Genomic DNA, 23277 nt, shown 5'->3' on the forward strand with positions numbered 1-23277 from the left:
TTCATATTCTACACGATCATATTCCGGTAAGATGTAGGCGTATACCCGGTATATTTCTTGAAAATAAAGGCAAAGTATTTGTAATCACTGAATCCGCATTCTTCTGCAATGGTGTATATCTTTGTTTCCGGCTCCTTTTCCATCCGCTTTTTTGCCAGCTCGATGCGGAACTTGTTTAACCAGTCGGTGAAGTTCTCTCCTGTTTCCTCCTTAAAAATCTTACTGAAATAATTAGGTGTCACATAGACCGCTTTTGCCACATCCGCCACCTGAAGACTTTCTGAAAAATGATCCTGGGCATAAGCAATTCCGTTTGTTACGATTCCCTTGTATTTGCTGTTTCTCCGGCCTCCCACCGCCTGAAGTACGGAACTATAGATATCCTTCAGCCACATTTCCAGATCGTCCGCAGTTTCATATTTGGAAATCTCTTCATAATAATAGTAATTTTGCCCGAGAACCTGCTCCGGAGCCAGCTGGAAACGCTGAACCTCCCGCATAGCGATTAACACCAGATACATGCAGAACTGTTCTACTGCCTTTCGTCCCACCTCCTGTTCCATAACATATTTTTGAAATATCTCTTCCAGCGTGTCATAAATCTTCCGCCGGTCCAGAAGTGTGACCGCATTTTTCAGTTCAGCTTCTTCCTCAGAAGTTATGAATATCTTTTCCTCCCGTAAGCTTCCCTGAGACTTTTCCCTGGCAATGATCTGGCTGCTGCCCTGTTTCATACGCCCTTCCAGCGCTTCATCCGCATTCTGGTAGGAAAGCTTTAAATCCCCCCACTCTGACACCAGCTTTCCGATTCCGACGGAAACGGAAACTCCATAATGCTTTCTTAAATAAAACTGAACCTCCCTGGCACTCCTTGCCACCTCTTTGGTGTCTTCCCCGGAACACAAAAGAACCATCAGCCTGGCTTCTCCCTCATCACAGACACAGATATTTCCCAACCGTCCCACAAGCTCTTCGGCCACATTGGACAGGGCGTACTTAAGCAAATCTGCTTCCCGTTCCCCATTGGCAAGAAGCTGAAAATAATAGTCAATGCAAAAAATGACGATCCGGAGATTTTCTTCCGTTAACGGAATGCCGAGAAACCCGGCCCGTTCCAGAAACCTTTTTTCCTCCGTCTTTCCCCACATAAAATCATGGACACAACGGCTGCGCATCAGTGGCAGATTTTCTTTCAAAAGAACCGCCCTCTGGCTACGGTTTTCAAACTCCCTGCTCTCCCTGATGATCTCATTCACCAGCCTTTTGATCAGCCCGGTCAGCTCTTCTGTATTGACTGGTTTTAAGAGATAGTCTGCAGCCCCTATCCTCACGGCATGGCGGGTATATTCAAAATCATTGTACCCGGTAAGGAATACGATCCGTGTCTTCGGAAGCTTTGTATGCAATTCCTCAGAAAATTTGATTCCATCCACTACCGGCATCCGGATATCCGTGATTACAATATCCGGCTTTTCCACCATGGCTCTTGCCAGTCCATCCCGTCCATTTCCCACGGTACCAACCACTATAACACCCAGACTCTCCCAATCAATGATGGTCATCATCCCTTCCCGGATGATGGGTTCATCATCCACTATCATCAGTCGGATCATATCCCTTCTCCCCTTTTTAAAAACGGCTGAATTACTTCTACCGCCAGTCCTTTGCCTTCTCTTTCCCGAATATGAATTCCATAGCCGGCTCCAAAGCACAGCTTTACCCTCTCATGGACATTGAATAAAGCCATTCCCCGAAGGCCCTCCACATCTCCCTCCAGAAGTCGGGTAAGTTCTTCCACATCGGCGCCTTTGCCTTCATCCTCTACGGATAAAACCAGATCCTCTCCCCGTCTCTCCGACCGGATCCGGACCATGCCAGGATGCTCCTGTTCCCCCATTCCGTGGACAATGGCATTTTCCACAAGAGGCTGCAGGGCAAACCGCACGGTCTCGCAATCCTCTGTTCCCGGCTCAATTAAAATCTGGAATTCAATGGTATCCGTATACCTGCACCCCTGGATCTTAATATAATTCTGTATATGCTCCATCTCCTCAGCCACTGTGGTGGTTTTACTGGTATCCTTCACAGAAGTGCGGAACAGCTTTGACAATGCCTCAATGAGACTGCAGGTTTCAAATGCCTGCTCCATCCGGCTCATCCAGCAGATCGTATCCAGGGTATTATAAAGAAAATGAGGATTAATGTATGCCTGCATGGCACGGATCTGTGCATCCTTTTCCCGGATTTCCGCCCGGTATACCTGGTTTACCAGCTCATCCAGGCGAAGAGTCATCCGGTTAAAGGCCCTAGAAAGGACGGATATCTCTCTGTAGCCATTTTCCGGAAGCTTCCTTTTAAAATCATTCTCTTCCAGATTCCTCATGGATGATTCTAAATCTCCCAGAGGCTTTATCACAAACCGGGACAGGAAAAAGCCCATGATCCCGCAAAGAATTACCGCTAAAATGCCTGTAGAAATCAGAAGCTGGCGCACCACCGACGCATCATCCTCCACCTGAAAGGGAGAAATCTTCTTTATTACATACCAGCCTGGGTATTTCACCCTGGCATAGACCAGATCACCCTCATGGTTTTCGCCGGATTCCAGCTTAAGGCCCGGAAATCTTCTGGTGATCTCCCAGCCCTCTGTTTCCTGCTCCGTAGAAATCCGTATGATTCCATCTTCTATCACGTAGTAAGCCTCACCCTCTGACATCTGGTCAGATAGCAGCCGCCCCAGTACACTCTTCTTTATATAGATTTTCTGGAATCCAATGGTTGTCCCAATGTCATTGATATCATTGATACATCTGGCATATCCGTACAGTTCTTCCCGGTTGCTCCCCCAATCCGGGCTGACTTTAATATCTGTCAGAAAAACAGCATGTCCTTTCTCTTCCAGCAGTTTTTCCTGAAGCTCTTTGCTGATTCCATCGGTGATGGAGTTGGAACTGTACCGATTTCCGTCCATGCGGACAAAATCCACCGCATAAACATACTCCTCATAGCTAAGCTGGTTCCTGACGTAGCGGTCCAGATCATAGGCAGCGCTTTCCATGTTTTCTTCCCCCTGGGCAAGGAGAAAATTCCTCACTCTTTCATTCTGGAAAAAGGAAAGAGAATTGTTCCCCACGTTTCTCATGATTCCTTCCATATTAGCGGCGATCTGGGTCGTATTATTCTGATTCAGGGTCGTTGCATTTTCTGTGATGATCTTTCGGTACTGTCCGTAGGAAATCACCCCAAGAATCATGGTAGGAATCAGTATCAGCACCAGAACCATGGCAAATATTGCCATTTGCAAACTTCCAAATATATTTCTATACCAAGTCTTCATACCTGCTCCTTTTGTAAACGAAGAAAAACAAGTTTAGACAAGCCCTATTCCGGCTTGCCTAAACATTACTCCAACAATATTAACCTTTCACTGCTCCTGCGGTCATACCTTTCATAATTTGATTATAAAACAACAAATACATAATTACAACCGGTAAGGTGGAAACCACCAGTGCCGCTAGCATCAGCGGGTAATTAACGGTGTAAGATCCCACAAAATTAGTAAGACCGATGGGCATCGTCTTCAGTGCATTGCTTCTTATAAGCACTAATGCCAGAGGAAATTCATTCCATGTATGAAGGAATGTCAAAATGGCAACGGTGGATAAAACCGGCTTGCACATGGGCATAACGATCCGGAACATCGTATTTAAAAAAGAACTTCCATCGATACATGCGGCCTCTTCTACTTCTATCGGCACGCTCTCAACGGAACTTTCCACCAGGAACACTCCCGTAGGCAGAGCAAAGGCTATGTAAGGAAGGATCAGCGTAAATTTCTTGTTTAGCAATCCCAGGGTTTTAAACTCCACAAAGATGGGGATCAGCAGGGCATAGATGGGAATGAGCATGCCGGAAAGAAACATATAGTAGATAAAAGTTCTTCCCTTAAAGCGGAATCTGGAAATACAATAGCCTGTGATAAAGGAAATCACCAGCACCACAACTAGGGCTGACAGGGTATTGAACATACTGTTCATGAAATAGGAACCGATTCTGCCTTCAGTGATCGCTCTGGAATAATTTCCAAACTCCGGCTTGGCAGGAAGGCTTAATATGTTAAGGGAAAACTCCTTATCCGTTTTCAGGGAGGAATAAATCATCCAAATGATCGGGAAAATACAGGTGATGGAAAACAGCGCTACAAACACATTTGCCACAACCCCTTGAAACATACCCCAGGCCCTTTTCATCATGATTCCTCCTTTTTTCTTCCAGCCAGCCTGCTGAGCATGATCAGCCCCAGACTTAGAATCAGAATTCCAATAGCCGCCGTGCTGCCATAGCCGTAACGCATGCGGTTCATGGATACGTTATAGGCATAAAGGGCTACTACCTCTGAACTGGTTCCCGGACCGCCGCCCGTCATTACAAAGATCTGGTCAAAGGTCTTCATATTACCGGATATGCATAGCATAATGGTCACCATCAACGTGTTTTTGATGAGAGGCACTACAATGTACCTGGACTTTTTCCAGCCGGTAGCTCCGTCTAATTCCGCAACCTCTAAAACGCTCTGGTCAATCCCCTGGATCGCTGCCAGCAGAATGATTAAATAGTATCCGACAAACTGCCAGACCTTTGGAATCGCCAGGGAACCGATTACGATATCCGGGTCATCCAGCCACAGCTGTATGAAATTTCCCAGCCCAGCAGCACGCATCAGCGTATTCACGATACCGTATTCGGAATTATACATGATCCTCCATAAAAATCCTACTACGACAGCCGACAATACCACCGGGAAAAAGATAACCGTTCTATGGAAATTTTTAAATTTTAATATTCTGGACTGGAGAAGCATGGCAATGAGAAAGGCAATTCCGATCTGTCCCAGCACCGTCCAGAAGATAAAGGTCAGGTTATTTTTAAATGCGCTCCAAAATGCCCTGTCCTGTACCAGCTCCACATAATTCTGAAACCCGACAAATCGTTTCACCGGACCTCCATCCCAGTCAAAGAAGCTGTTATAAACTGCCACAAACAAGGGAGCGATGCAGCAGAGTACGAAGACAGCCAGTCCAGGAGCAAGCAAACCGTAGATTACTATGTTTTTAGGTCTTAATGCCTTACTCATTTCCTGTCACTCACTTTCCGTTGTTTTCATATTCCGCCTGAATCCTCTGCGCCAGTTCCTCTGGAGCTACCCTTCCGATCAACAGTTCCTGAAGCCCGCTTTGCATCACATCAATCACACCGGAACTTAACTGATGGTCATAAACAGGAATAAACGGTCTGTCCTTTGCAAAAACATCAAACTTTGCAGCTATGTTCTTTTCGATCTTAACTTCCTCTCCCGGTTTCACTGCAGTCAGGGTTCCTTCTTCTATTGCAGCCGTACCGTATTCCGGTCCTGTCATTGCTTTTAATATATCTATGACTACTGCCTTTTTTTCCTCCGTAATCTTGGAATTTACTGCAAGAGCCCATCCGGCGCCTCCGGTAATGGTCTCCGGATTTCCCTTTCCGCCTTCTACCATGGGGAGAGCCGCCATTTCCGTTACATTTTTCACTTCTTCCGGACAATTCTCATCGAAGTTTGCGATGGCCCAGCTTCCGTCAATGGTAATGGCTGCTTTTCCATTCATATATAACTGTCTCTGCTGCGCGCCGTCAATGCTGTTTACATCCTCATTGAACGCCCCTGCAGCAGCCAGGTCACTGAATGCCTGTAAAGACTGCACAAACTCAGGATCTGTAAACTTCGCCCCACTGCGGTCACGAATGCTCTGATACCATTCATCTCCTGTTAAACGGTTGCCCAGGGTGCTCATAATAACGGATTCTGCATTCCATTTTTCCTTATTTCCAAGCACAATGGGGGTCACGCCGATTTCTTTAAGCTTTGGAATGATATCCAGCAGCTCAGACCATGTCCCCGGAAATTCCTGGATCCCTGCCTGCTTAAATAAATCCGTGTTATAAAATACACAGGTATTTGTTACCTGAAATGGCACAGCATAGATGTTTTCCCCGATTGTAAAGTTTGAAAATACTCCTTCTTTAAAATTATCCTTCCAGGCTGAGTCGCTGTTTAAGGCTTCACTTAAGGAATATACTTTTCCGTTTTCCACAAATGTCTCCGCCATCTGACCCTTAATCATAAAGATGTCCGGCAGCTCTTCTCCTGCGGCCAGGGTCTGTACCTTGGTCGCCAGATCCGCATTGGAAACCGATTCTTCATCAATTGTCACATTGGGGTGCTCCGCTAAGTACTTATCCAGTAAGGGCTTCATTGCCTTTGTGACCCCTTCCCCTGGAATAAAGAAATCCAGCATGGAGATCTCTACCTTCTCTCCTGCTGCCTCCGGCGCTTTCTGTCCGCATCCTGTCAATGTGACCCCCATGATTCCGGCACAGGCCAGACTGGCCAGCCGCATCCAAATTTTGTTTCTCATAAGAATGATCCTCCTTTTTGCTTAGAACCTGCTTCGTTCATTTATCGAAATTATAACAAGTGCCTGCAAAAGTTTTAAGGGGGTGTATCTATAAAAAAGTATGATATTCTACACATTCCGGGCAGAACTATCAGATGATAGATCGTTACTTACGGCTAATGATGGAACGGGCAGCCTTGGACTTGAGAGAGGATGGCTGATAAAAAGCAGGCGAGGACTGCGGCAAATTTCCTTTCTGCCACAGCCCTTGTTCTTTCAGCCCGTATTGTTTTTTATTTAACAACCACCTGAACCTTTTCATCCCCAAGAGTTTGATAAGACCAGTTTCCTTTTCCCCCTTCCACATGGAGGATAATGGCATTGCCTTCTCTTCTGGCTTCTGCCGTCATAACAATGTTTCCATCCAAATCCGTAACCGATGCACTCCCTTCCGCACCGTCCTCAAACACGGACAGATACAGGGTCACACCATCACTGTAATCATAATCCGGCTTATCATCACAGCTTCCTGCTGCCAGTATAGAATTTGGCCGTATCAGAAGCGGCATGGTAAAGAAATCATGATGCTCTTTCTGCCATCTTCCTCCCTCGATCACCTGACTGGTCAGAATATTATACCATTTGCCCTCCGGAAGATAATATTCCACTTCTCCGCTTTCCTTAAAAACCGGTGCTGCCAGCAGGGAATCTCCCATCATATACTGCTTATCCAGGGGTTCACACGCCCGGTCTTTGGGAAATTCCACAAACATGGGCCGCATCATCGGGATGCCTTCTTCATGAGACAGCACCGCCTGGCGGTAAAGATAAGGCATGAGCCGGCATTTCAGCTTCACAAATTTCCGTAAAACATCACACGCCTCATCATCAAATAACCACGGGACACGGTAGGAGGAAGAGCCATGGAGTCGGCTGTGGGAGCTCATGAGGCCGAACTGGCACCATCTCTTGTACACATCCGCCGGTGCCGTGCTCTCAAATCCGCTGATATCATGGCTCCAGTATCCAAAGCCTGCACAGGCAAGGGACAATCCGCTGCGCAGGGTTTCTGCCATGGATGGATAATTTGCAGAGCAGTCGCCGCCCCAGTGTACGGGGAATTTCTGTCCGCCTACGGTAGCGGAACGGGCAAACAATACAGCTTCCACTGCTCCCCGTTCCTTTTCCAAAAGCTCAAAAACTGCCTGATTATAAAGATATGTATAGTAGTTATGCATTTTCACCGGATCAGAGCCGTCAAAATAAGCAATATCCTTGACCGGAATTCTTTCGCCAAAATCCGTCTTGAAACAATCCACTCCCATATCCAGAAGTGCCTTAAGCTTACCCTGATACCAGGCAACGGCCTCCGGATTGGTGAAATCCACCAGTCCCATCCCTGCCTGCCACAGGTCTGTCTGCCATACATCTCCATTGTATTTCTTTACCAGATAACCTTGCTTCATCCCCTCTGCAAAAAGCGGCGACTTCTGGCCGATATAAGGATTGATCCATACACAGATTTTTAACCCCCTGTCATGATAGCGCTTCAGCATCCCCTCAGGATCTGGAAAAGTTTTTGGATCCCAGGTGAAATTGCACCATTCATAGGCCTCCATCCAGTAGCAGTCAAAATGGAACACATGCAGAGGAATGTCACGATCCGCCATCCCCTGAATAAAGTTTGATGTGGTTGCTTCATCATAATCCGTTGTAAAGGATGTAGTCAGCCAGAGCCCGAATGACCAGGCCGGTGGCAATGCCGGTTTTCCGGTCAGCTCTGTATATTTTTGAATGGTTCCCTTAGGAGTGCTGCCATTGATTACATAATAGTCAAGACGTTCTCCTTCTACGGAAAATTGAACCCTTTCCACCTTTTCACTGGCGATTTCAAAGGATGCATCCCCCTCATTGTCCAGAAGGATGCCATAGCCTTTATTGGTAATATAAAAAGGAACATTTTTATATGAGATTTCACTGGCGGTTCCCCCGTCTTCGTTCCACATCTCCACCATCTGTCCGTTCTTGACAAATGGGGTGAAACGCTCTCCTAAGCCATACACATACTCATCCACATCCAAAGCCAGCTGCTCTACCGTATAGCTGTGCCCGGAATCCCGGTTGGACATATAGGCCATATTGCGAAATCCTGTATTGGTCAGCTCCCGGTCCCCATCGTAGAACCTGATTCCCCAGGAATCCGGTCGTTTATCAATCACAGCCTTCGTGCTTCCTGTCTGGTAAATGATTTCTCCCGGCCTTTCTTCGATCAGAATTTCTGGATTCTCGTCGGTTATATCAGCAAATGGACCCTTGTACTGTGTTCCGTCAAAATGACTGACAGATACTTTGATAACATCCTCCATCGGACTTGACAGACGCACCGTCAGCATCCCCAGATTCAGACAATCTCCTCTATTTGTGATATGTTTTGCCGGAGCATACACCATCAGCCCGCTTCCCTGTATCCGGCTGTCCCCATATTCTACCGCATAAAGCGGCGTGATTTCCTCGCGTATCTGCCAGTATCCCTTGGTAAACTTCATATCAATTCTCCTTCTATCCATGTTATTTTATACCATGTTTCCACCGTCTGAGACAGCCTGTAAAAGCGTCCCCGCCTTTACAGATACCTCCCTGAAAAACCGGATATCCGATACAGAACTTCCAACACAGATTTCATACCGGTCCTCCGGCACCCGGAAAGCGGAACACGCTTCGCTGTAATAGGAAAATGCTTTCCTATCCAGATAAAAGTCCAATGCCTTACTTTCTCCCGGTTCCAGAACCGTCTTTTTAAAAGCTCTCAGTTCCATGGCCGGACGGCTGATTTCCCTTCCCTCTGCTTTTACATAGACCTGAACCGTCTCCGCACCGGAACGGCTTCCGGTATTGCGGATCTCCACTCTTACTTTGCAGCCCTCTTCCTCTGAAACCACCTCCAGAGAATCATATTCAAATGCAGCATAGGACAACCCATGTCCAAAGCAGTAACGAACCGCTTTCTTCTCCGTCTCATAATACCGGTAACCCACAAATACCCCTTCCTTATACCGGACCGTATCACCTCCCGGAAATTCCCCAAGGGCATGGGCAGGACAATCTTCCAGGGCTCCCGGTATGGTAAAGGGCAGTTTTCCCGACGGATTCACCTTTCCCAGCAGAACCTCCGCCATGGCACGGCCGCCTTCCATTCCATTGTAGCTGCTGTAAACAATGGCTTTCGCCCGGTCTGCAAACGCTTCCATATCCACCGGTGAACCGGCAATCACCACAATAACCGTATTTTCATTGGCATCCAGGACTGCGGAAATCAGCCGTTCCTGTCCATAAGGGAGCTTCATATCCCTGCGGTCACATCCTTCCAGGTCAAACTCATGATTCAGTCCGCAGAATAACAAAACGTTTTCGTTCCTTGCAGCCAGTTCCACAGCTTCTTTAATCAAGGCATCTCTCTGCAATTCCAGGCTGCCGTCAATCTCCTCATGGAAAGCCTCCTTGTAAATTCTGTCTTCCAGACTGGAGGACTGCCAGTTTTCCTCTTCCTCTGTTTGAGAGACCTGGCTGGTATATCCTGGGGCATAAGTAATAGAAACGCTTCCTCCAAGCTCCGTCTTCAATCCCAGCAAAGGGGAAATCTCATACAACGCTTTAATGGCCGCGCTTCCTCCGCCGTTGGAGTGGACCTTCACTGCATTTTCTCCAATAACGGCCAGATGCTTCTTTCCGGTTAAATCTAGGGGAAGAAGGCTTTCTTCATTTTTAAGCAGAACCACAGCCTCTCTTGCGCAATCCAGTATAGTTTCCTGGCTCTGCCGGCTGTTATAGGTTCCTGCTTTCCGTTCTCCATCCAGCATATGAAGCCGGTCCATCAGCACCAGAATATTCTTCACTTTCTCATTGATCCGTGCTTCCCCGATCTCCCCTGCCCGAACCTTAGATAGAAGAGGGTCTGCCATATAGTATTGGTCAAAACAGTCGGTCACTGACATTTCAATATCCAATCCATGCTCCGCTGCCTGTACCGTATCATGAACACCACCCCAGTCAGAGATAACTACCCCGTCAAACTCCCATTCATCCCTTAAAATATCACAGAGCAGCCTTTTGTTATGACAACAGTGTTCGCCCAGATAACGGTTGTAAGCGCCCATCAGCGTTCTGGTCTTCCCTTCTGTTACCGATGCCTCAAAGCCGGGCAAATAGATTTCCCGAAGCGTCCTGTCATCCACTTCTGCTTCCACATCAAGCCTTCTTGTCTCCTGGTTATTCAATGCAAAATGTTTGACACAGGCAGCCGTATCCTGTTCCTGTATTCCCTGTATCAGCGGAACAGCCAGCCTGGAAATCAGATAGGGATCCTCACTCATATATTCAAAATTTCTGCCGCAAACAGGCGTCCGTATGATATTGATTCCAGGGGCCAGTATGACATCTTTCCCGCGTCCTCTTGCTTCCTCTCCCAAAACCCGCCCCGCCTTTTTGGCACATTCCGGATTCCAGGTACAGGCCAATGCAAGATTGCCTGGCAGATAAGACACAAAGTCATCGGTGGTTCCTTTTGGATTCCAATTGTCATCCTGAAGCTCCTTTCTCACCCCCATAGGTCCGTCGGACATCCAAAGAGGAGGAATCCCAAGACGTTCCACCCCCTTGGTATGAAAAATCCCCTGCCCGTGAATCATGCCTATTTTTTCTTCCAGCGTCAATTCTTTTATCAATTCTTCGATCTGATACCGTTCCATCCTTTCCTCCTGTCTGTTATCCTTTTACGGAACCTGCGGACACGCCGCCTACAATATATTTCTGCCCGATGATAAATACCAGCAGCACCGGGGCCAGGGTCAGTATGATATCCGCCGCAACCAGGTTCCAGGAATATTCAAATGCTCCGAAGAAATTGTAGACCGCCAAAGTCATGGGCCATTTTCTGGAGTTGTTCAAATAATACAGGGGCATGGTAAAATCGTTCCACACGGACATGAAGTCAAGAACAAATAAAGTGGATACAATGGGCTTTAGCAGCGGTGCAATCACCCGGATAAACAGCTGACCAGGTTTGCAGCCGTCGATTACCGCCGCTTCATCAATCTCTCTGGGAATCGTTCCAATAAATCCATAGGCTAAGAATAAGCTTAGGGGAATGTTAATGGCTGCATAAAGCAGAATGATACCGAACCGCGTATTGACTAAATGCAATGCCTGCATGACCTTCATAAGAGCAACATTATTGATCGGCATGGCGATGCCGGAAATGATGAAATAGTAGAGAAACCGGTTGATGCCTTTCTGGTTTCTTGAGATGACAAAGGCGGCCGCCGACACCAAAATCACTACAATAAGGACGCTGAAGACCGCATACATAAGTCCATTTAAGAACGAAGAAAGCAGCTTCCCCTGTTCGATTACCTTTCCATAGTTTTCAAACATCCATACTTTCGGCAGGGATAAGGTCATCCGGTTTGCCTCACCGGCAGTTTTAAAAGAGTTCAGAAACAGAACAACCAGAGGTATGATAACAATCAGACTGATAAACACAGTCACTGCATTGCCCAGAATACGGCCAATGGTTTTCCCCGTTTTTCCCATTATGCTTCCACCTCCTTATTTTCCATGGATTTAATGATAAAGTATAACAAGGCAAGAACCGCGAAGAACAAGACGCTGGACAAGGTAGTTCCCATCGCCAGATTACCCTTGGAAAACTCCTTGTAGACAGCGGTGTTGATAACGCCGGTTGCATTTCCCGGACCGCCGTTAGTAAGGGAATAGATCATGTCGAATACTCTCAGGCCATAGGTCACGTTCAGCACCGTAACATTGACCAGCACAGGCTTTAGCAGCGGCAAGGTGATGGCCCTGAATTTCTGGAAAAAGCTGGCGCCGTCAATGCTGGCTGCCTCATAATATTCCGGCGAAACAGATAACAGTCCGGCGATTACCACCACCATAATATATCCCATGCCCTTCCAGGTATCAACGGTCATAACCGTAGGAAACACAAGGCTTAAGTCCGTCAGCCAGTTTTTTGCCAGCCCGTCCAGTCCAAGGTTTCGTAAAAAGCTGTTTAAAAAGCCCGTTGTCGGATGCAGCATACTTCTGAATACAAGACCTACCACCAGATAAGACATCACCTGGGGAGAAAAAACGATCATACGGTGAAAATTCTTAAACCGGATAAAATTCTGGGTCAGCAGAAGTGCCAAGGCCAGACCAATGATGGTTTTCATAGCCGTTGTAACAACAGTGAACAAAACAGTATTGCCTATATATTTTAAATATTCCGAATTTCCCTGAAAAACCGTTTTATAATTGGCAAGCCCTACAAAATTAATTTCATTGCTGAAATTATTCCAGTCGGTAAAGGAATAAGCAATTCCTAAAATTCCGGGAACAAAACACAGCAGGAAAAAAAGTAAGGCTGCCCCTCCTGCAAAATACCAGGGATATAATTTCTTTTGGTTCATAATTTCCTCCATTCTGTACATGAAGCGCAAACAGGTAAGGGGGATTTGATTCTTCCCCCTTAACCCCTGTATTCCAGCAGAAAGAGAGGGCGGCTAATTCACCCAGCCCGGATCCTTCTGCAGCTTCGCCTGTTCGGTACGCCTTTCCATAATGGTCTTTAGAACCTCTTCCGGAGTGGAAGCGCCTGTATACATAGCCTCCAAGTCTTTTCCTACATCCATCCACTGGCTGTCGATATAATTTACGGAGGTCTGGACGACGTTTGCCTTTTTTAAGGAATCCAAAAATGCCTGATCCTCTTTTGTATATTTGCTCGTGATCTCCGGCCAGCAAAGTGCGCTTAATTCCGGCTGCCCATTCAGTCTCTTCTGTAAGTTTTCCGGCCTTGCCAGAAAATCAAAGAACTGCTTTGCTTCTTCTGCGTATTTGCTGTCTTTATTAATAAAGTAAGCGTTGCTTGCAGGGTTTACGCCAATCTCCTGATTGTCTCCCCACGGCATAACAAACGCACCTAATTTTTCCGTTGCCTTAAAGTCCGGATATTCCTGTTCGATCTGTCCGCGGAAGCCCAGCTCTGCAATGGTCATGGCACACCGCTCCGTTGACATGGCTTCCTTAGCATTTTCCCAGGCGTTGCTTAAATAATCATCACCGAAATATCCTGCTTTAGCACATTCATCCAGCTGCCTGATTATGGTCAGAAGAGAGGGAATGCCATCCAAATCGATTTCATTGGCATTTAACTTATCATACATATCCGGGTCCTGTTCCAGCCATAATCCGCCGGTTTCAAATAATGGAAGCACCTGATGCCAGCCATTGGTGGTTGCTTCATAAACCGGTGTGTAACCTGCAGCCTTGACCTTCTGGCAGATATCCTGAAATTCACGGTATGTAGCAGGAACCGAAAGCCCCAGGGACTCAAAAATATCCTTGTTATAGAGATAGAAATACATCTTTGCCCCCGGGAAAGTAATTCCATAAACCTTATCCTTTACACTCACGGCTGCAAGTGTGGTTTTCTCGATACGGCTTACCCATGGCTGATCCGTAAGCTCCACACTGTACTGGTCCATATGGAGACTGGAGGCCAGACCAATGGGAGTGTCAACACAGATGATGTCTGGGGCTTCTCCGGAATCCAGCTTAACTTTGATTAAATCCCTCCACTGGGCATCCGGTGAAATCTGGAAGTCGATCTGAATTCCTGTTTCCGACTCAAAGTCTTTTGCAAGCTCCTGTACAATGCCAGAGGTTGGAAGTCCACTTTGATGGCTGCCAAAGGTCAGCGTCACATTCTTCTTCCCATCAGCTCCTGCGCTCCCCTTCTCCGCGCTGCACCCTGCTATCATCCCCACAGCCAGCCCTGCCGCCAGTGTCAGTCCGACTATTTTTTTTACTTTTATTTTCATAGCTTCTTCTCCTTTTGGGCTTATATTTTCATACAAACTGCTGATATTTTATCGATAAAATATATTTCCTTTGTGACAACCACATAGTACCATATCTTACTATCATATAAAATAGACAATTCAGAACTGACAATTGCATTTTTTTGAACTATCTTGTATAATATCACCACGAAGGAGGCGTGAATTGCATGAAAAAAATGACGAAACACTATTCCCAGCACATGTACCTTTTTGTAATCTACGGCCTTTTTATTCTTTGCCTTCTATGTATTTTTTTCTTTTTCACTTACCGGCATTACAAGATAAATGCTCTGGATAACGCAGCAAAGGATCTGGAAAATATGTGTGCCTCTGTAGATAACTCCGTAGAGATCCAACTGGACAATATCTCTACCATTTCCATGAACCTGGTTTACTCCAATGCCATTAAGACAAACTTTAAGGAATTTTCTGATATTTCCAGGAAAAACTACATCTCGACCGGCCAGCTGGTAGCCTCCCGTGATCATGTAGAGGCAATACATGATATCATTACAGCCATCATTGGAGCCTATCAAAGTGCGGCAGCCATTAATTTGTATGACCTCGACGGCTCTTGTGTTGAATCCGGCTACAGCCAGCGGACCATTACAGTAAATTTAAAGGAAAAGGTATGGTATGAAAAAACCATGTCTTTAAACGGTTATAAATACATCACCACTCCAATCGTAAACAAGGAACTCCCGGCCAAAGGCGATAACCAGAGATCCCGGAAATTTATCTCTCTTGTCCGGCTCTTTTTGAATGCCTCCGGACAGCCGGAAGGCATTGCTGAAGTTGTCCAGGACTGCGGGAAGATGTTTTCTCTTGCCTCCCAGCTAGAGGCACAGAACCCGGACAGCACTGTTTATATCTATAATTCCGATCAGGAGCTGGTTTATCCCTATAACCGGTCTGCACCGGAAACGGATTATTATTCTATTGTCATGAACTCCGGGCTTCCGGAGCATTCCACTAAAATGTTAAAAGCCGGCAACGGGGAACGGTATCTGATCACCTGGCAGAGCATTCCCGCTTACGACTGGACTGTCATACTGGCTAAGCCCAGAAAAGCCGTTTATGAACAGTTACAGAACTTCAGGCTGATTTTCTTCCTCATAGGGGGCCTCTCTATCCTGCTTACCCTGTTCATCTGCTTTTACATATCCAGAAGGCTGACCGCACCGCTGCAGAAGCTGACGGCAGCTACCAGCAAGATCACCATCAGCCGGGTCCTGGATGAAACAAAGGTGAACCTTACATCTGCTGACAGCAATATCACAGAGCTTTCCCAGCTCTGTGAGTCCATCCGCACCATGTATGAAAAGCTTCGCTCCACTACCCAGGAGGCCTTACTCTCCCGCACCGAAGAGACCCGCGCCAAACTGCAGGCAACCCAATCCCTTATCAATCCCCATTTTCTCTATAACTGTCTGACCAATATGAGCATAATGGCTGAGGAAGAGATGAATGGAGACATCATCCACATGTGCCAGGCACTATGTGATTACTTCCGTTATATTTCCGCTTCCAGGGAAATGTTCGTCCCGCTGGAGGAAGAAATATTTTATACCCGGCAGTACTTGGAATGCATGCGCCTCCGTTTCAGTGATAAGCTGGAGTATACCTTGGAAATATCTGAAGATACGAAACAACTATACATTCCCAAGCTTGTCACACAGCCGATCGTGGAAAATGCATTTAAGTATGGGTTTCAGACACCGCCTCCCTGGAAGCTTTGTATCTCAGCTTCTGCGGAGCAGGATTTTTGGGTCATCAGAATTGAAGATAACGGTGGGGTATTAAGTGAAGATAAGAAAGAAGAGCTTTTAAGTCTGTACCAGAATCTGGATATGAAGGAAGAATTAAAATCCATGCAGATTGGCGGCATGGGACTGAAAAATGTCTATCTGCGGCTCAAGCTTCTCTACGGAGACAAGGCCATATTTCAGATTGATAATTCCCAGCCAAAGAAAACAGTTTTTATAGTCGGCGGTCCTGTGTACCGTTCAAGGGAGGAATATTATGAGCAGCATCCTGAATTATAAATATATAGTGGCTGAAGATGAAAGCCTGATTCGGCGGAATTTGGTAAAAAAAATAGCCTCTTTAAACCTGCCTTTCACGCTGGCAGGTGAGGCTTCCAATGGGGAAGAGGCCATCCTTTTGATGGAAGAACACTTCCCGGATCTTGTTATTACGGACATCCGCATGCCCCCTCCCGACGGCCTGGAACTCGCACAGTATATCCAGAAAAACCATCCCGGTACCAGAACCATCCTTTTAAGCGGCTACAGTGACTTCGCATATGCGCTGTCAGCCCTCCGCTGCGGCGTCATGGATTATCTGCTGAAGCCGGTGACCTTAGAGGCACTCTCCGGATCCCTGCATAAAATCCTGATTACCATGGCTGCTGAATCCGACGAACTGGATTCCTACCGCTCCAGCAATAGCAGGCTGGACCAGAGATCCATTTGTGAGCTGCTGGAAACCTATCTCCAGGAGAATTACCAGCAGGAGATTTCCTTTCAGGAGCTTGGGGAAAAATTCGGCTTTACGCCGGAATATCTGGGAAAGCTATTTAAGAAGCATACCGGGGAGACCCCTTCAAAATATCTGACGAGATTGCGAATGAATGAGGCAAAACGGCTTCTGTTAAACAATCCGGATATGGAAATCCAGAAAGTTGGGGAACTGGTAGGATACAGGGATGGTTTTTATTTCAGCCGGACCTTTAAAAGCCATACCGGAATCCAGCCAAGCGAATTCCGGCACCAGGGGCAGAGGGGGCGGTGAGATCCAGCAATGCAGCCATAATAAGGGGGCTGCTTCCTTCCACTACTTATGATACGGTTCCCCGTTCACGATCCGATAACTCCGGTAAATCTGTTCCAGCATAATCACCCTCATGAGCTGATGGGGAAATGTCATTGGGGAAAAGCTCAGCCTGTAATCCGCGCGCTTATAAACAGCATCGGAAAGGCCCAGGGAACCGCCAATCACAAAGACGATCTGGCTTATGCCCCTGACCCCCAGGTCATTGATTTTCTCCGAAAGCTGGACGGAATTAAGCATTTCCCCGTCAATTGCCAACGCGATCACATAAGCCCCGTCCTTAATCGAAGAAAGGATTCTATCCCCTTCCTTATCCTTTATCTGTCTTTCAACTGCCTCACTGGCCGAGTCCGGTGTTTTTTCGTCAGCCACCTGTACGATATCCAGTTTGCAGTAGCGGCTCAATCGTTTGCTGTATTCCCCGATGGCATCTGCATAAAACTTCTCCTTTATTTTTCCCACAGTTACCAGCGTAATCTTCATTGGTGTCTCCTTTATGCATCCAGTTCTTTCTTCATCATGGCAATGAGAAGCTTAACCATATCTCTCGCCGGCTTTGTGTGCTCTGTTTTTACCTTTCGCACCACTTTTCCATCGGGTTTGATATTGATATTAAAAATGATACGTAAAAACGATTCCACTTCATCCCATGCCTCCCGGCTCTCAGGGATCAAGTCCAGTCCCATCTGAAATACATGAAACATTCCCTCATAAACGGAGACCCGCCGCTTCACTCCTGCATTTTTTAACTTGTCAGCCACCGTCAGGGTATCACTTAAAAGCACCTCATAGCTGCCCACCTGCATGAGAACAGGAGGAAAGCCTTCATATTCCCCAAATACCGGAGAAATATAAGGAAGGCCAGGGTCCTCTCCGCCGATATATTCTGAATTGTAAAGCATACTATCCGTAGAATTTCCAAACAGCGGATCGATCTCGTAATTAGACACATGGCTTTCCCCGCTGTTGGTTAGATCTGTCCAGGCGGACATGGTGATAAACCCTCCTGGAAGGGCAATTCCATGATCTTTCAAATACAGCCCTAAGGCCAGGCTTAATCCGCCTCCGGCAGAATCCCCGGCCACCACAATATGCTCCGGCCGGTACCCTTTTTCCTCTATCAGCCACTGATAAGCAGCCACTGCATCCTCCAAAGCCGCCGGATATGGATACTCCGGTGCCACCCGGTAGTCAAGGGTCAAAACGTCCCCGCCGTAGCTAAGCTTGGAATACCGGACCGCAAATCTCCGGTAAATGTTCTTCATAGGCCCGATGTATCCGCCGCCGTGAAGCTGTAAGATCACCCGGTCCGTCACCACTCCCACAGGGCGCAGATACTCCATTTTCAAATGCTCCAGCTCTATGATTTCATATTCATAACCCGCCGGACAGACCCAGGCAGGCTCCACAGGGTTTTTCCTCAGTTCTCCGGTCCGGATAGGCTGTTTTAACGAAGTTTCCATTACATTCTGCATCATGTCCCTCACAAGATTTCCTCTTACGCTCACTTTTCTTTGGCTCATCAACAATTCCCTCCTTTTCCGGCATCTTTTTACACATGAAACCGCCTTTTCAGTTCAGTTTTCACACTTCGGTCTCCAAGCACAATGGTAACGGCAAGAATAATCACCGTCACCGTCACAGTGAACAGGGCCAGAAACGGTCTGGTCAGAAGACCTGTCGCCCATAAAATCAAAGGAATAAAGCTGAACACGGTAACAGCAATCTGATACATAAAATAGCTCTGCCAGTTCATCCGGTTCACCAGAATCAAAAAAACAATGGAAAGATCCGCAAACAAAATGGTGCTTGGAATTCCGTAATTCACTGACCAGCCATTATAACCCGTAGAATGATCCAAGGCCACTAAAAGTATCTGCGCAGCCACGGTCTGCAAAAGGATCTTAGATGCCAGATTGGCATGGCGCAAAACGGAATATTCAACCGTAAGAGCGGTATATGCCATAAGCCCGATGGCAATGATTGACCACAGAGAGCCGGAATAGGTGGCATAATTGATCATCCCTAAAACAGCCCCCACAAAAAACAGCAATCCATAAAAGACAGTGACCAGCTTTTTAAGCCGTTTCCGGTCATAACGGATCTGGGGATACATACCAAGATCATCCCGGTGATCCGGAACGCCGTTGCTCTCAAGGCTCACCGGAATACTCATTTCTCTAAGAAAACCGAAAAAACGATCCTGAAGCCTGGTGTCCTGAAATACGGAAGTAAAGGTCACAATGACCTCTTCTCCATAGGAACAGACCGCACATTTCATAGGCTGCCTCTTGGAAACACCGATCATTATGGAAAACCGTTGGATTTCCTTCCTGTAATCCTCTTCAATATCAATCGGACCGATATTGGAAAGAGTCATGGTGTAGGCTTTCTCATTTTTCCGGAAAACCAGGTTTAATGCACACCATTTTACAAAAAGGGGCGCGGCCCGCAGATACCACTTCTTTTCATTGGAAACATTATAGGAGATGATCTGCTCCATCTTTTCTTTTGTGATCTTTGAATCCATCTGGCTGCTTACCGCTTCCAGTACCTGGGTAAAGGTATGCTCCTCACTGGTGGATAAAAAATCAATAAGCGTCACCGCAAAAAAATTAGCGGTTGTCTCCGAGCCGAAAAAGGTCCGCAGGTTAATGGGGATACTGATGCCGATGGATTCCTCGCAAGGCTTTCCATCAAGATATTCCTGATAGATCGTAAAGATCAAAGCCGCCGTCAAAAATCTGGTGATGCTGACCCCGTAGCTTTTAGCGGCCGTTTTTAACATCTTTAAGTCCACATAACCGTGAAGAACATTTTCCTCATCAAGAGGAAGGGCTTCTCCTGCCAGATGATAAGCTTTTCTGGAGCTGTATTTGCGTTTTTCGGTCTTTTTATAATGGCGGACGTAACTATCCTCCACATTCATGGAAACATCTGATGATATCTTCTGAGGGGCCTGATGGCCGGTCCTGGAATTCTTCTTAAGATCCAGATACCGGTAAACAAGGGCCTTTAAAAAGTTCACCGCTCCCAGGCCGTCTGTAACCGCATGGAATACCTCCAGATTGATCCGCCTGTCAAAATATGTGACCCGGAACAAATAAAGCTGAGTGCTGTGAGGATCAATGAATTTGCAGGGGTAAGTCGTCTCCCGTTCAATGACCGGCATCCTCTTATTGTCCTCAAAATAATACCAGAAAAATCCCCTTCGCAGCCTCACCGAAAATCCCTCAAACTGAGGAAGGATCTCTTCCAGTGCCCGCTGTAAGGTGCCCGGATCCACCTCTTCCTTTAAAACCGCGGAAATCCGGAATACATTGCTTAAATTTTCACTGGCTATGACTGGAAATATCTTTGCCGTATTGTCAAGCCGTCTCCACCGCTCTCCCTGGGGGCTTCTCTTCATATTGACGGTGCCTCACTTCCCTGTATCCATAAAATCGAGCCGCATATCATACCAGACGGCTCCTCCGTGCACAGAACCGGACACTCCCATATTCCGGTATCCGAATTTTTCGTAATAGTGAATCAGCCTGTCCTTGCAGGTAAGTATCATTCCTTTCCTGCCTCTTTTCCCTGCCTCTTCCATAAAACGTTTCATAAGAGCAGCGGCAACTCCCCGGCCCCGCCATTCTTTTATCACATCAAGTCCAAACACGCTTTGGTAAGCACCATCTGGGTTATGAAAATCTGCTTTCTCAAACATTTCGTCACAGATCGTATCCCCATCGGTAACGCAGCCATTAATAAAACCGATGATCGTCCCGTCGGAAAGCTCCGCCACAAGGAAGCTTTCAGGAAAATGATCGATCCTATGCCCAATGGCTTCTCTCCCTGCCGCCTCTTCCGGCGGAAAACAAAGAGCCTCCACTTCCGCCACCCGGTCCAAATCCTCTTTTCTTACTTTTCTAATACTGTAATCCATCCTATCGTTTCCCCGTTTCCAAAATTGATTCTGATCTATGGAATTTTCTCTCCCAAAATTTAAAGAAAAGGCGGATTTCCCCGGTCTCCCGTCAGAAATCCTCCTCTTTCTTTTACTAGACGCGGAAATAATATCCTACGCCCCACTTGGTATGCACATATTTAGGATCGCTGGGGCTGGGTTCAATCTTCTCCCGGAGACGCCTTACATGAACGTCTACCGTCCTTACATCCCCCGTATCCATGGCTTTATTTCCCCACACGCAGGTAAGAAGCTGTTCCCTGCTGTAAACCTTACCCGGATTACAGGTAAGAAGCTCCAAAAGGTCAAACTCCTTTGCTGTTAAATTGATCTCTTTCTCAGCAATAAACACTCTCCTGCTGTCCCGGTCCAGCTTCAAATCGCCTTCTTTTATTACCTGGCTGTCTTCCTGGTTATCCCGCTTGTTCTTCTTGGCATTCCGGCGCAGGATAGCCTTGATCCTGGCCTTTACCTCAAGAATGTTAAAAGGCTTTGTAATATAATCGTCTGCACCGTATTCCAGGCCCAGGATCTTATCCATATCATTGCCCTTTGCCGTCAGCATGATAATGGGCATCTCGGAAAATTCCCTGATGGCCTGACACACTTCGTATCCGTCATATTTGGGAAGCATAACATCCAAAAGGACCACATCATACTCTTTCTGCTTTGCCAGATTAATGGCTTCCTCTCCGTCATAGGCACAGTCAACTTCCATACCGTCCTGTTCCAGACTGAATCTCATACCTTTTACGATGAGTTTTTCATCATCAACTACTAAAACGCTTGCCATACTACACCTCTGTCTTCTATTTCAAACCGTTATATCTTCTTTTATTTTTTGAAACGCCGCATCTTTAATGCCGGATATCTTCATGATATCCTCGATCTTTTGAAATCCGCCGTGGCTGTCCCGATACTTAAGGATATCAGCTGCCTTGGCTTCTCCGATTCCCCGAAGGGTCATCAGTTCCTCTTTGGTGGCTGTATTTAAATTTACCTTTGTTTTTTGTACGTTAGATGAAGCCTCTGCCTGTAAGGAAATCTCTCCCCTGGCTTTTGCCGCTTCCACCTCTTCCTTGCCAGGGACCACGATCTTCATGCCGTCCTTGACCTGCTCCGCCATATTTAAATATTCTGCCGCAGCCTGGTCTGTGACTCCGCCTGCTTTCTCGATTGCCTGAAAAACCCGGCTTCCTTCTTTAAGCTCATAAACACCGGGAGAAACAACTTCTCCGCAGATATGTACATAGAAAGGCAGGGCCGTTTCCTCTCCTGCACTTCCTAAACTGTCCTCTTCTGCTGTTAAAGCCGCCGGACCATCATCTGCTCCAATTCCGGTAACCGTTTCCCCGGAATGTAAAGCCGATTCCTCTGACAGAGAAATCCCCGTCCTGCGGACATCCTGGCTTCTGCTCAAGCCGTAACATACACCCGCCCCTAAGACACACAGGGCGATAAGGATGATTTTAACTTTCTGGTAATCCATGATATCCCTCCTCTTACAAAAATCTCCAAAAAAGGATACCATCTTCAGCCTATGTTACTATTCTACCTAAAGAAATAAGTAAATACAAGCACTATTTCCAAATTAATTAAATATCATGATTCCGATAATTGCAACAACCGCGCCGATCAGCTTTTTCCATTCAAATCCTACCTTTTCAACACCGAACAAACCAAACAACTCGATGGCGTAAGCCACAATGATCTGGGAAATTACAATAATCAGAGCCGCTTTAGCCGGACCCAGGGTTCCCATACTCCTTACTACTGTATAGGTAATGAATGCACCCATGACGCCGCCAATCAATAAGTACTTGGGCTGTACGTCAAATAGGCCGGTAATGTTCTCCCTGCCGGAGAAATACCACAGGATGAGGCAGGTCAAAAATGCAGTCAGCTGTACCCAGCCCGTAGAAACCCACATGCTGGTCTGCTTTGTCACTCCCGTATTAAAAACTCCCTGTATGCTCATAAGCGCTCCGGATATAAGAGCAATAATAAAGCCTGTCATTAAAACAACCTCCGTATCTCCAATTTGTTAATAATAAATCAAGCGGACCTTATTTCAACTTTACTGCTTTTACTAGGTTGTGCTTAATTTTCATTTTTATACTGAATTTACAATTTGGTTAGGGATCGGACATACAGAAACTTT

The 23277-nt window shown here is 46.6% G+C and carries 19 protein-coding genes; 2 read left to right on the forward strand and 17 right to left on the reverse strand.

The window, feature by feature from the left end:
• Positions 1-8 precede the first annotated feature (8 nt).
• From RT269_RS00410 to RT269_RS00455, 10 genes are all read right to left on the reverse strand, one after another.
• Complete coding sequence (locus tag RT269_RS00410) at positions 9-1613, reverse strand: response regulator (protein ID WP_313180034.1); 1605 nt, start codon at positions 1611-1613, stop codon at positions 9-11.
• Entirely contained in the window at positions 1610-3337 is a 1728-nt protein-coding gene (locus RT269_RS00415) for a cache domain-containing sensor histidine kinase (RefSeq protein ID WP_313180035.1), read from the reverse strand. Before RT269_RS00415 ends, RT269_RS00410 begins: the two co-directional genes overlap by 4 nt.
• Positions 3338-3416: 79 nt before the next feature.
• The gene (locus RT269_RS00420) at positions 3417-4253 is read right to left on the reverse strand and encodes a carbohydrate ABC transporter permease (RefSeq protein ID WP_313180036.1); all 837 of its coding nucleotides are present in this window, start codon (positions 4251-4253) and stop codon (positions 3417-3419) included.
• On the reverse strand, positions 4250-5134 hold the full coding sequence (locus RT269_RS00425; RefSeq protein WP_313180037.1) for a carbohydrate ABC transporter permease: 885 nt from the start codon (positions 5132-5134) through the stop codon (positions 4250-4252). Before RT269_RS00425 ends, RT269_RS00420 begins: the two co-directional genes overlap by 4 nt.
• 10 nt (positions 5135-5144) lie before the next feature.
• Positions 5145-6455 carry an extracellular solute-binding protein gene (locus tag RT269_RS00430; protein WP_313180038.1) on the reverse strand — a complete coding sequence of 437 codons (1311 nt, stop codon included), beginning with the start codon at positions 6453-6455 and terminating at the stop codon, positions 5145-5147.
• 272 nt (positions 6456-6727) lie between these two features.
• The gene (gene yicI, locus RT269_RS00435) at positions 6728-8980 is read right to left on the reverse strand and encodes an alpha-xylosidase (protein WP_313180039.1); all 2253 of its coding nucleotides are present in this window, start codon (positions 8978-8980) and stop codon (positions 6728-6730) included.
• A 27-nt stretch (positions 8981-9007) separates the two neighbouring features.
• Positions 9008-11179, reverse strand: a complete 2172-nt coding sequence (locus tag RT269_RS00440; protein WP_313180040.1) for a beta-glucosidase family protein — start codon at positions 11177-11179, stop codon at positions 9008-9010.
• A gap of 16 nt (positions 11180-11195) precedes the next feature.
• Positions 11196-12023, reverse strand: a complete 828-nt coding sequence (locus RT269_RS00445; RefSeq protein ID WP_313180041.1) for a carbohydrate ABC transporter permease — start codon at positions 12021-12023, stop codon at positions 11196-11198.
• Positions 12023-12901 carry a carbohydrate ABC transporter permease gene (locus RT269_RS00450; RefSeq protein ID WP_313180042.1) on the reverse strand — a complete coding sequence of 293 codons (879 nt, stop codon included), beginning with the start codon at positions 12899-12901 and terminating at the stop codon, positions 12023-12025. The genes RT269_RS00445 and RT269_RS00450 overlap by 1 nt, the downstream gene beginning before the upstream one ends.
• 93 nt (positions 12902-12994) lie before the next feature.
• Positions 12995-14314, reverse strand: a complete 1320-nt coding sequence (locus RT269_RS00455; protein ID WP_313180043.1) for an ABC transporter substrate-binding protein — start codon at positions 14312-14314, stop codon at positions 12995-12997.
• 188 nt (positions 14315-14502) lie between these two features.
• On the opposite strand from RT269_RS00455, the gene RT269_RS00460 reads away from it, so the two are divergent.
• Both RT269_RS00460 and RT269_RS00465 read left to right on the forward strand, forming a co-directional pair.
• Complete coding sequence (locus RT269_RS00460; protein ID WP_313180044.1) at positions 14503-16380, forward strand: cache domain-containing sensor histidine kinase; 1878 nt, start codon at positions 14503-14505, stop codon at positions 16378-16380.
• On the forward strand, positions 16358-17128 hold the full coding sequence (locus tag RT269_RS00465; RefSeq protein ID WP_313180045.1) for a response regulator transcription factor: 771 nt from the start codon (positions 16358-16360) through the stop codon (positions 17126-17128). Before RT269_RS00460 ends, RT269_RS00465 begins: the two co-directional genes overlap by 23 nt.
• 42 nt (positions 17129-17170) lie before the next feature.
• On the opposite strand, the gene rlmH is transcribed toward RT269_RS00465, so the two are convergent.
• The 7 genes from rlmH to RT269_RS00500 form a co-directional block, all read right to left on the reverse strand.
• Positions 17171-17650, reverse strand: a complete 480-nt coding sequence (gene rlmH / locus RT269_RS00470; RefSeq protein ID WP_313180046.1) for a 23S rRNA (pseudouridine(1915)-N(3))-methyltransferase RlmH — start codon at positions 17648-17650, stop codon at positions 17171-17173.
• A gap of 11 nt (positions 17651-17661) precedes the next feature.
• A complete protein-coding gene (locus tag RT269_RS00475) occupies positions 17662-18690 on the reverse strand; it encodes an alpha/beta hydrolase (protein WP_313180047.1) in 1029 nt (342 codons plus the stop codon).
• 29 nt (positions 18691-18719) lie between these two features.
• Positions 18720-20576: a DUF6320 domain-containing protein gene (locus RT269_RS00480; RefSeq protein ID WP_313180048.1), complete on the reverse strand. Its 1857-nt coding sequence runs from the start codon at positions 20574-20576 to the stop codon at positions 18720-18722.
• Between the two features lie 12 nt (positions 20577-20588).
• On the reverse strand, positions 20589-21095 hold the full coding sequence (locus RT269_RS00485; RefSeq protein WP_313180049.1) for a GNAT family N-acetyltransferase: 507 nt from the start codon (positions 21093-21095) through the stop codon (positions 20589-20591).
• Between the two features lie 115 nt (positions 21096-21210).
• Positions 21211-21909 carry a response regulator transcription factor gene (locus RT269_RS00490; RefSeq protein WP_313180050.1) on the reverse strand — a complete coding sequence of 233 codons (699 nt, stop codon included), beginning with the start codon at positions 21907-21909 and terminating at the stop codon, positions 21211-21213.
• Between the two features lie 21 nt (positions 21910-21930).
• Positions 21931-22605 (reverse strand): helix-hairpin-helix domain-containing protein, encoded by a 675-nt coding sequence (locus RT269_RS00495; protein WP_313180051.1) that lies wholly within the window; start codon positions 22603-22605, stop codon positions 21931-21933.
• Between the two features lie 102 nt (positions 22606-22707).
• Entirely contained in the window at positions 22708-23133 is a 426-nt protein-coding gene (locus RT269_RS00500; RefSeq protein ID WP_100303484.1) for a DMT family transporter, read from the reverse strand.
• Between the last annotated feature and the right edge of the window lie 144 nt (positions 23134-23277).

This window comes from Lacrimispora sp. (genome assembly GCF_032078915.1).
GTDB lineage: Bacteria > Bacillota > Clostridia > Lachnospirales > Lachnospiraceae > Lacrimispora.

Excerpts from the sequence above, each read along its gene's own strand:
- RT269_RS00410 (WP_313180034.1), bottom strand. The coding sequence starts at position 1,613 with ATGATCCGACTGATGATAGTGGATGATGAACCCATCATCCGGGAAGGG.
- RT269_RS00415 (WP_313180035.1), bottom strand. The coding sequence starts at position 3,337 with ATGAAGACTTGGTATAGAAATATATTTGGAAGTTTGCAAATGGCAATA.
- RT269_RS00420 (WP_313180036.1), bottom strand. The coding sequence starts at position 4,253 with ATGATGAAAAGGGCCTGGGGTATGTTTCAAGGGGTTGTGGCAAATGTG.
- RT269_RS00425 (WP_313180037.1), bottom strand. The coding sequence starts at position 5,134 with ATGAGTAAGGCATTAAGACCTAAAAACATAGTAATCTACGGTTTGCTT.
- RT269_RS00430 (WP_313180038.1), bottom strand. The coding sequence starts at position 6,455 with ATGAGAAACAAAATTTGGATGCGGCTGGCCAGTCTGGCCTGTGCCGGA.
- yicI (WP_313180039.1), bottom strand. The coding sequence starts at position 8,980 with ATGAAGTTTACCAAGGGATACTGGCAGATACGCGAGGAAATCACGCCG.
- RT269_RS00440 (WP_313180040.1), bottom strand. The coding sequence starts at position 11,179 with ATGGAACGGTATCAGATCGAAGAATTGATAAAAGAATTGACGCTGGAA.
- RT269_RS00445 (WP_313180041.1), bottom strand. The coding sequence starts at position 12,023 with ATGGGAAAAACGGGGAAAACCATTGGCCGTATTCTGGGCAATGCAGTG.
- RT269_RS00450 (WP_313180042.1), bottom strand. The coding sequence starts at position 12,901 with ATGAACCAAAAGAAATTATATCCCTGGTATTTTGCAGGAGGGGCAGCC.
- RT269_RS00455 (WP_313180043.1), bottom strand. The coding sequence starts at position 14,314 with ATGAAAATAAAAGTAAAAAAAATAGTCGGACTGACACTGGCGGCAGGG.
- RT269_RS00460 (WP_313180044.1), top strand. The coding sequence starts at position 14,503 with ATGAAAAAAATGACGAAACACTATTCCCAGCACATGTACCTTTTTGTA.
- RT269_RS00465 (WP_313180045.1), top strand. The coding sequence starts at position 16,358 with ATGAGCAGCATCCTGAATTATAAATATATAGTGGCTGAAGATGAAAGC.
- rlmH (WP_313180046.1), bottom strand. The coding sequence starts at position 17,650 with ATGAAGATTACGCTGGTAACTGTGGGAAAAATAAAGGAGAAGTTTTAT.
- RT269_RS00475 (WP_313180047.1), bottom strand. The coding sequence starts at position 18,690 with ATGAGCCAAAGAAAAGTGAGCGTAAGAGGAAATCTTGTGAGGGACATG.
- RT269_RS00480 (WP_313180048.1), bottom strand. The coding sequence starts at position 20,576 with ATGAAGAGAAGCCCCCAGGGAGAGCGGTGGAGACGGCTTGACAATACG.
- RT269_RS00485 (WP_313180049.1), bottom strand. The coding sequence starts at position 21,095 with ATGGATTACAGTATTAGAAAAGTAAGAAAAGAGGATTTGGACCGGGTG.
- RT269_RS00490 (WP_313180050.1), bottom strand. The coding sequence starts at position 21,909 with ATGGCAAGCGTTTTAGTAGTTGATGATGAAAAACTCATCGTAAAAGGT.
- RT269_RS00495 (WP_313180051.1), bottom strand. The coding sequence starts at position 22,605 with ATGGATTACCAGAAAGTTAAAATCATCCTTATCGCCCTGTGTGTCTTA.
- RT269_RS00500 (WP_100303484.1), bottom strand. The coding sequence starts at position 23,133 with ATGACAGGCTTTATTATTGCTCTTATATCCGGAGCGCTTATGAGCATA.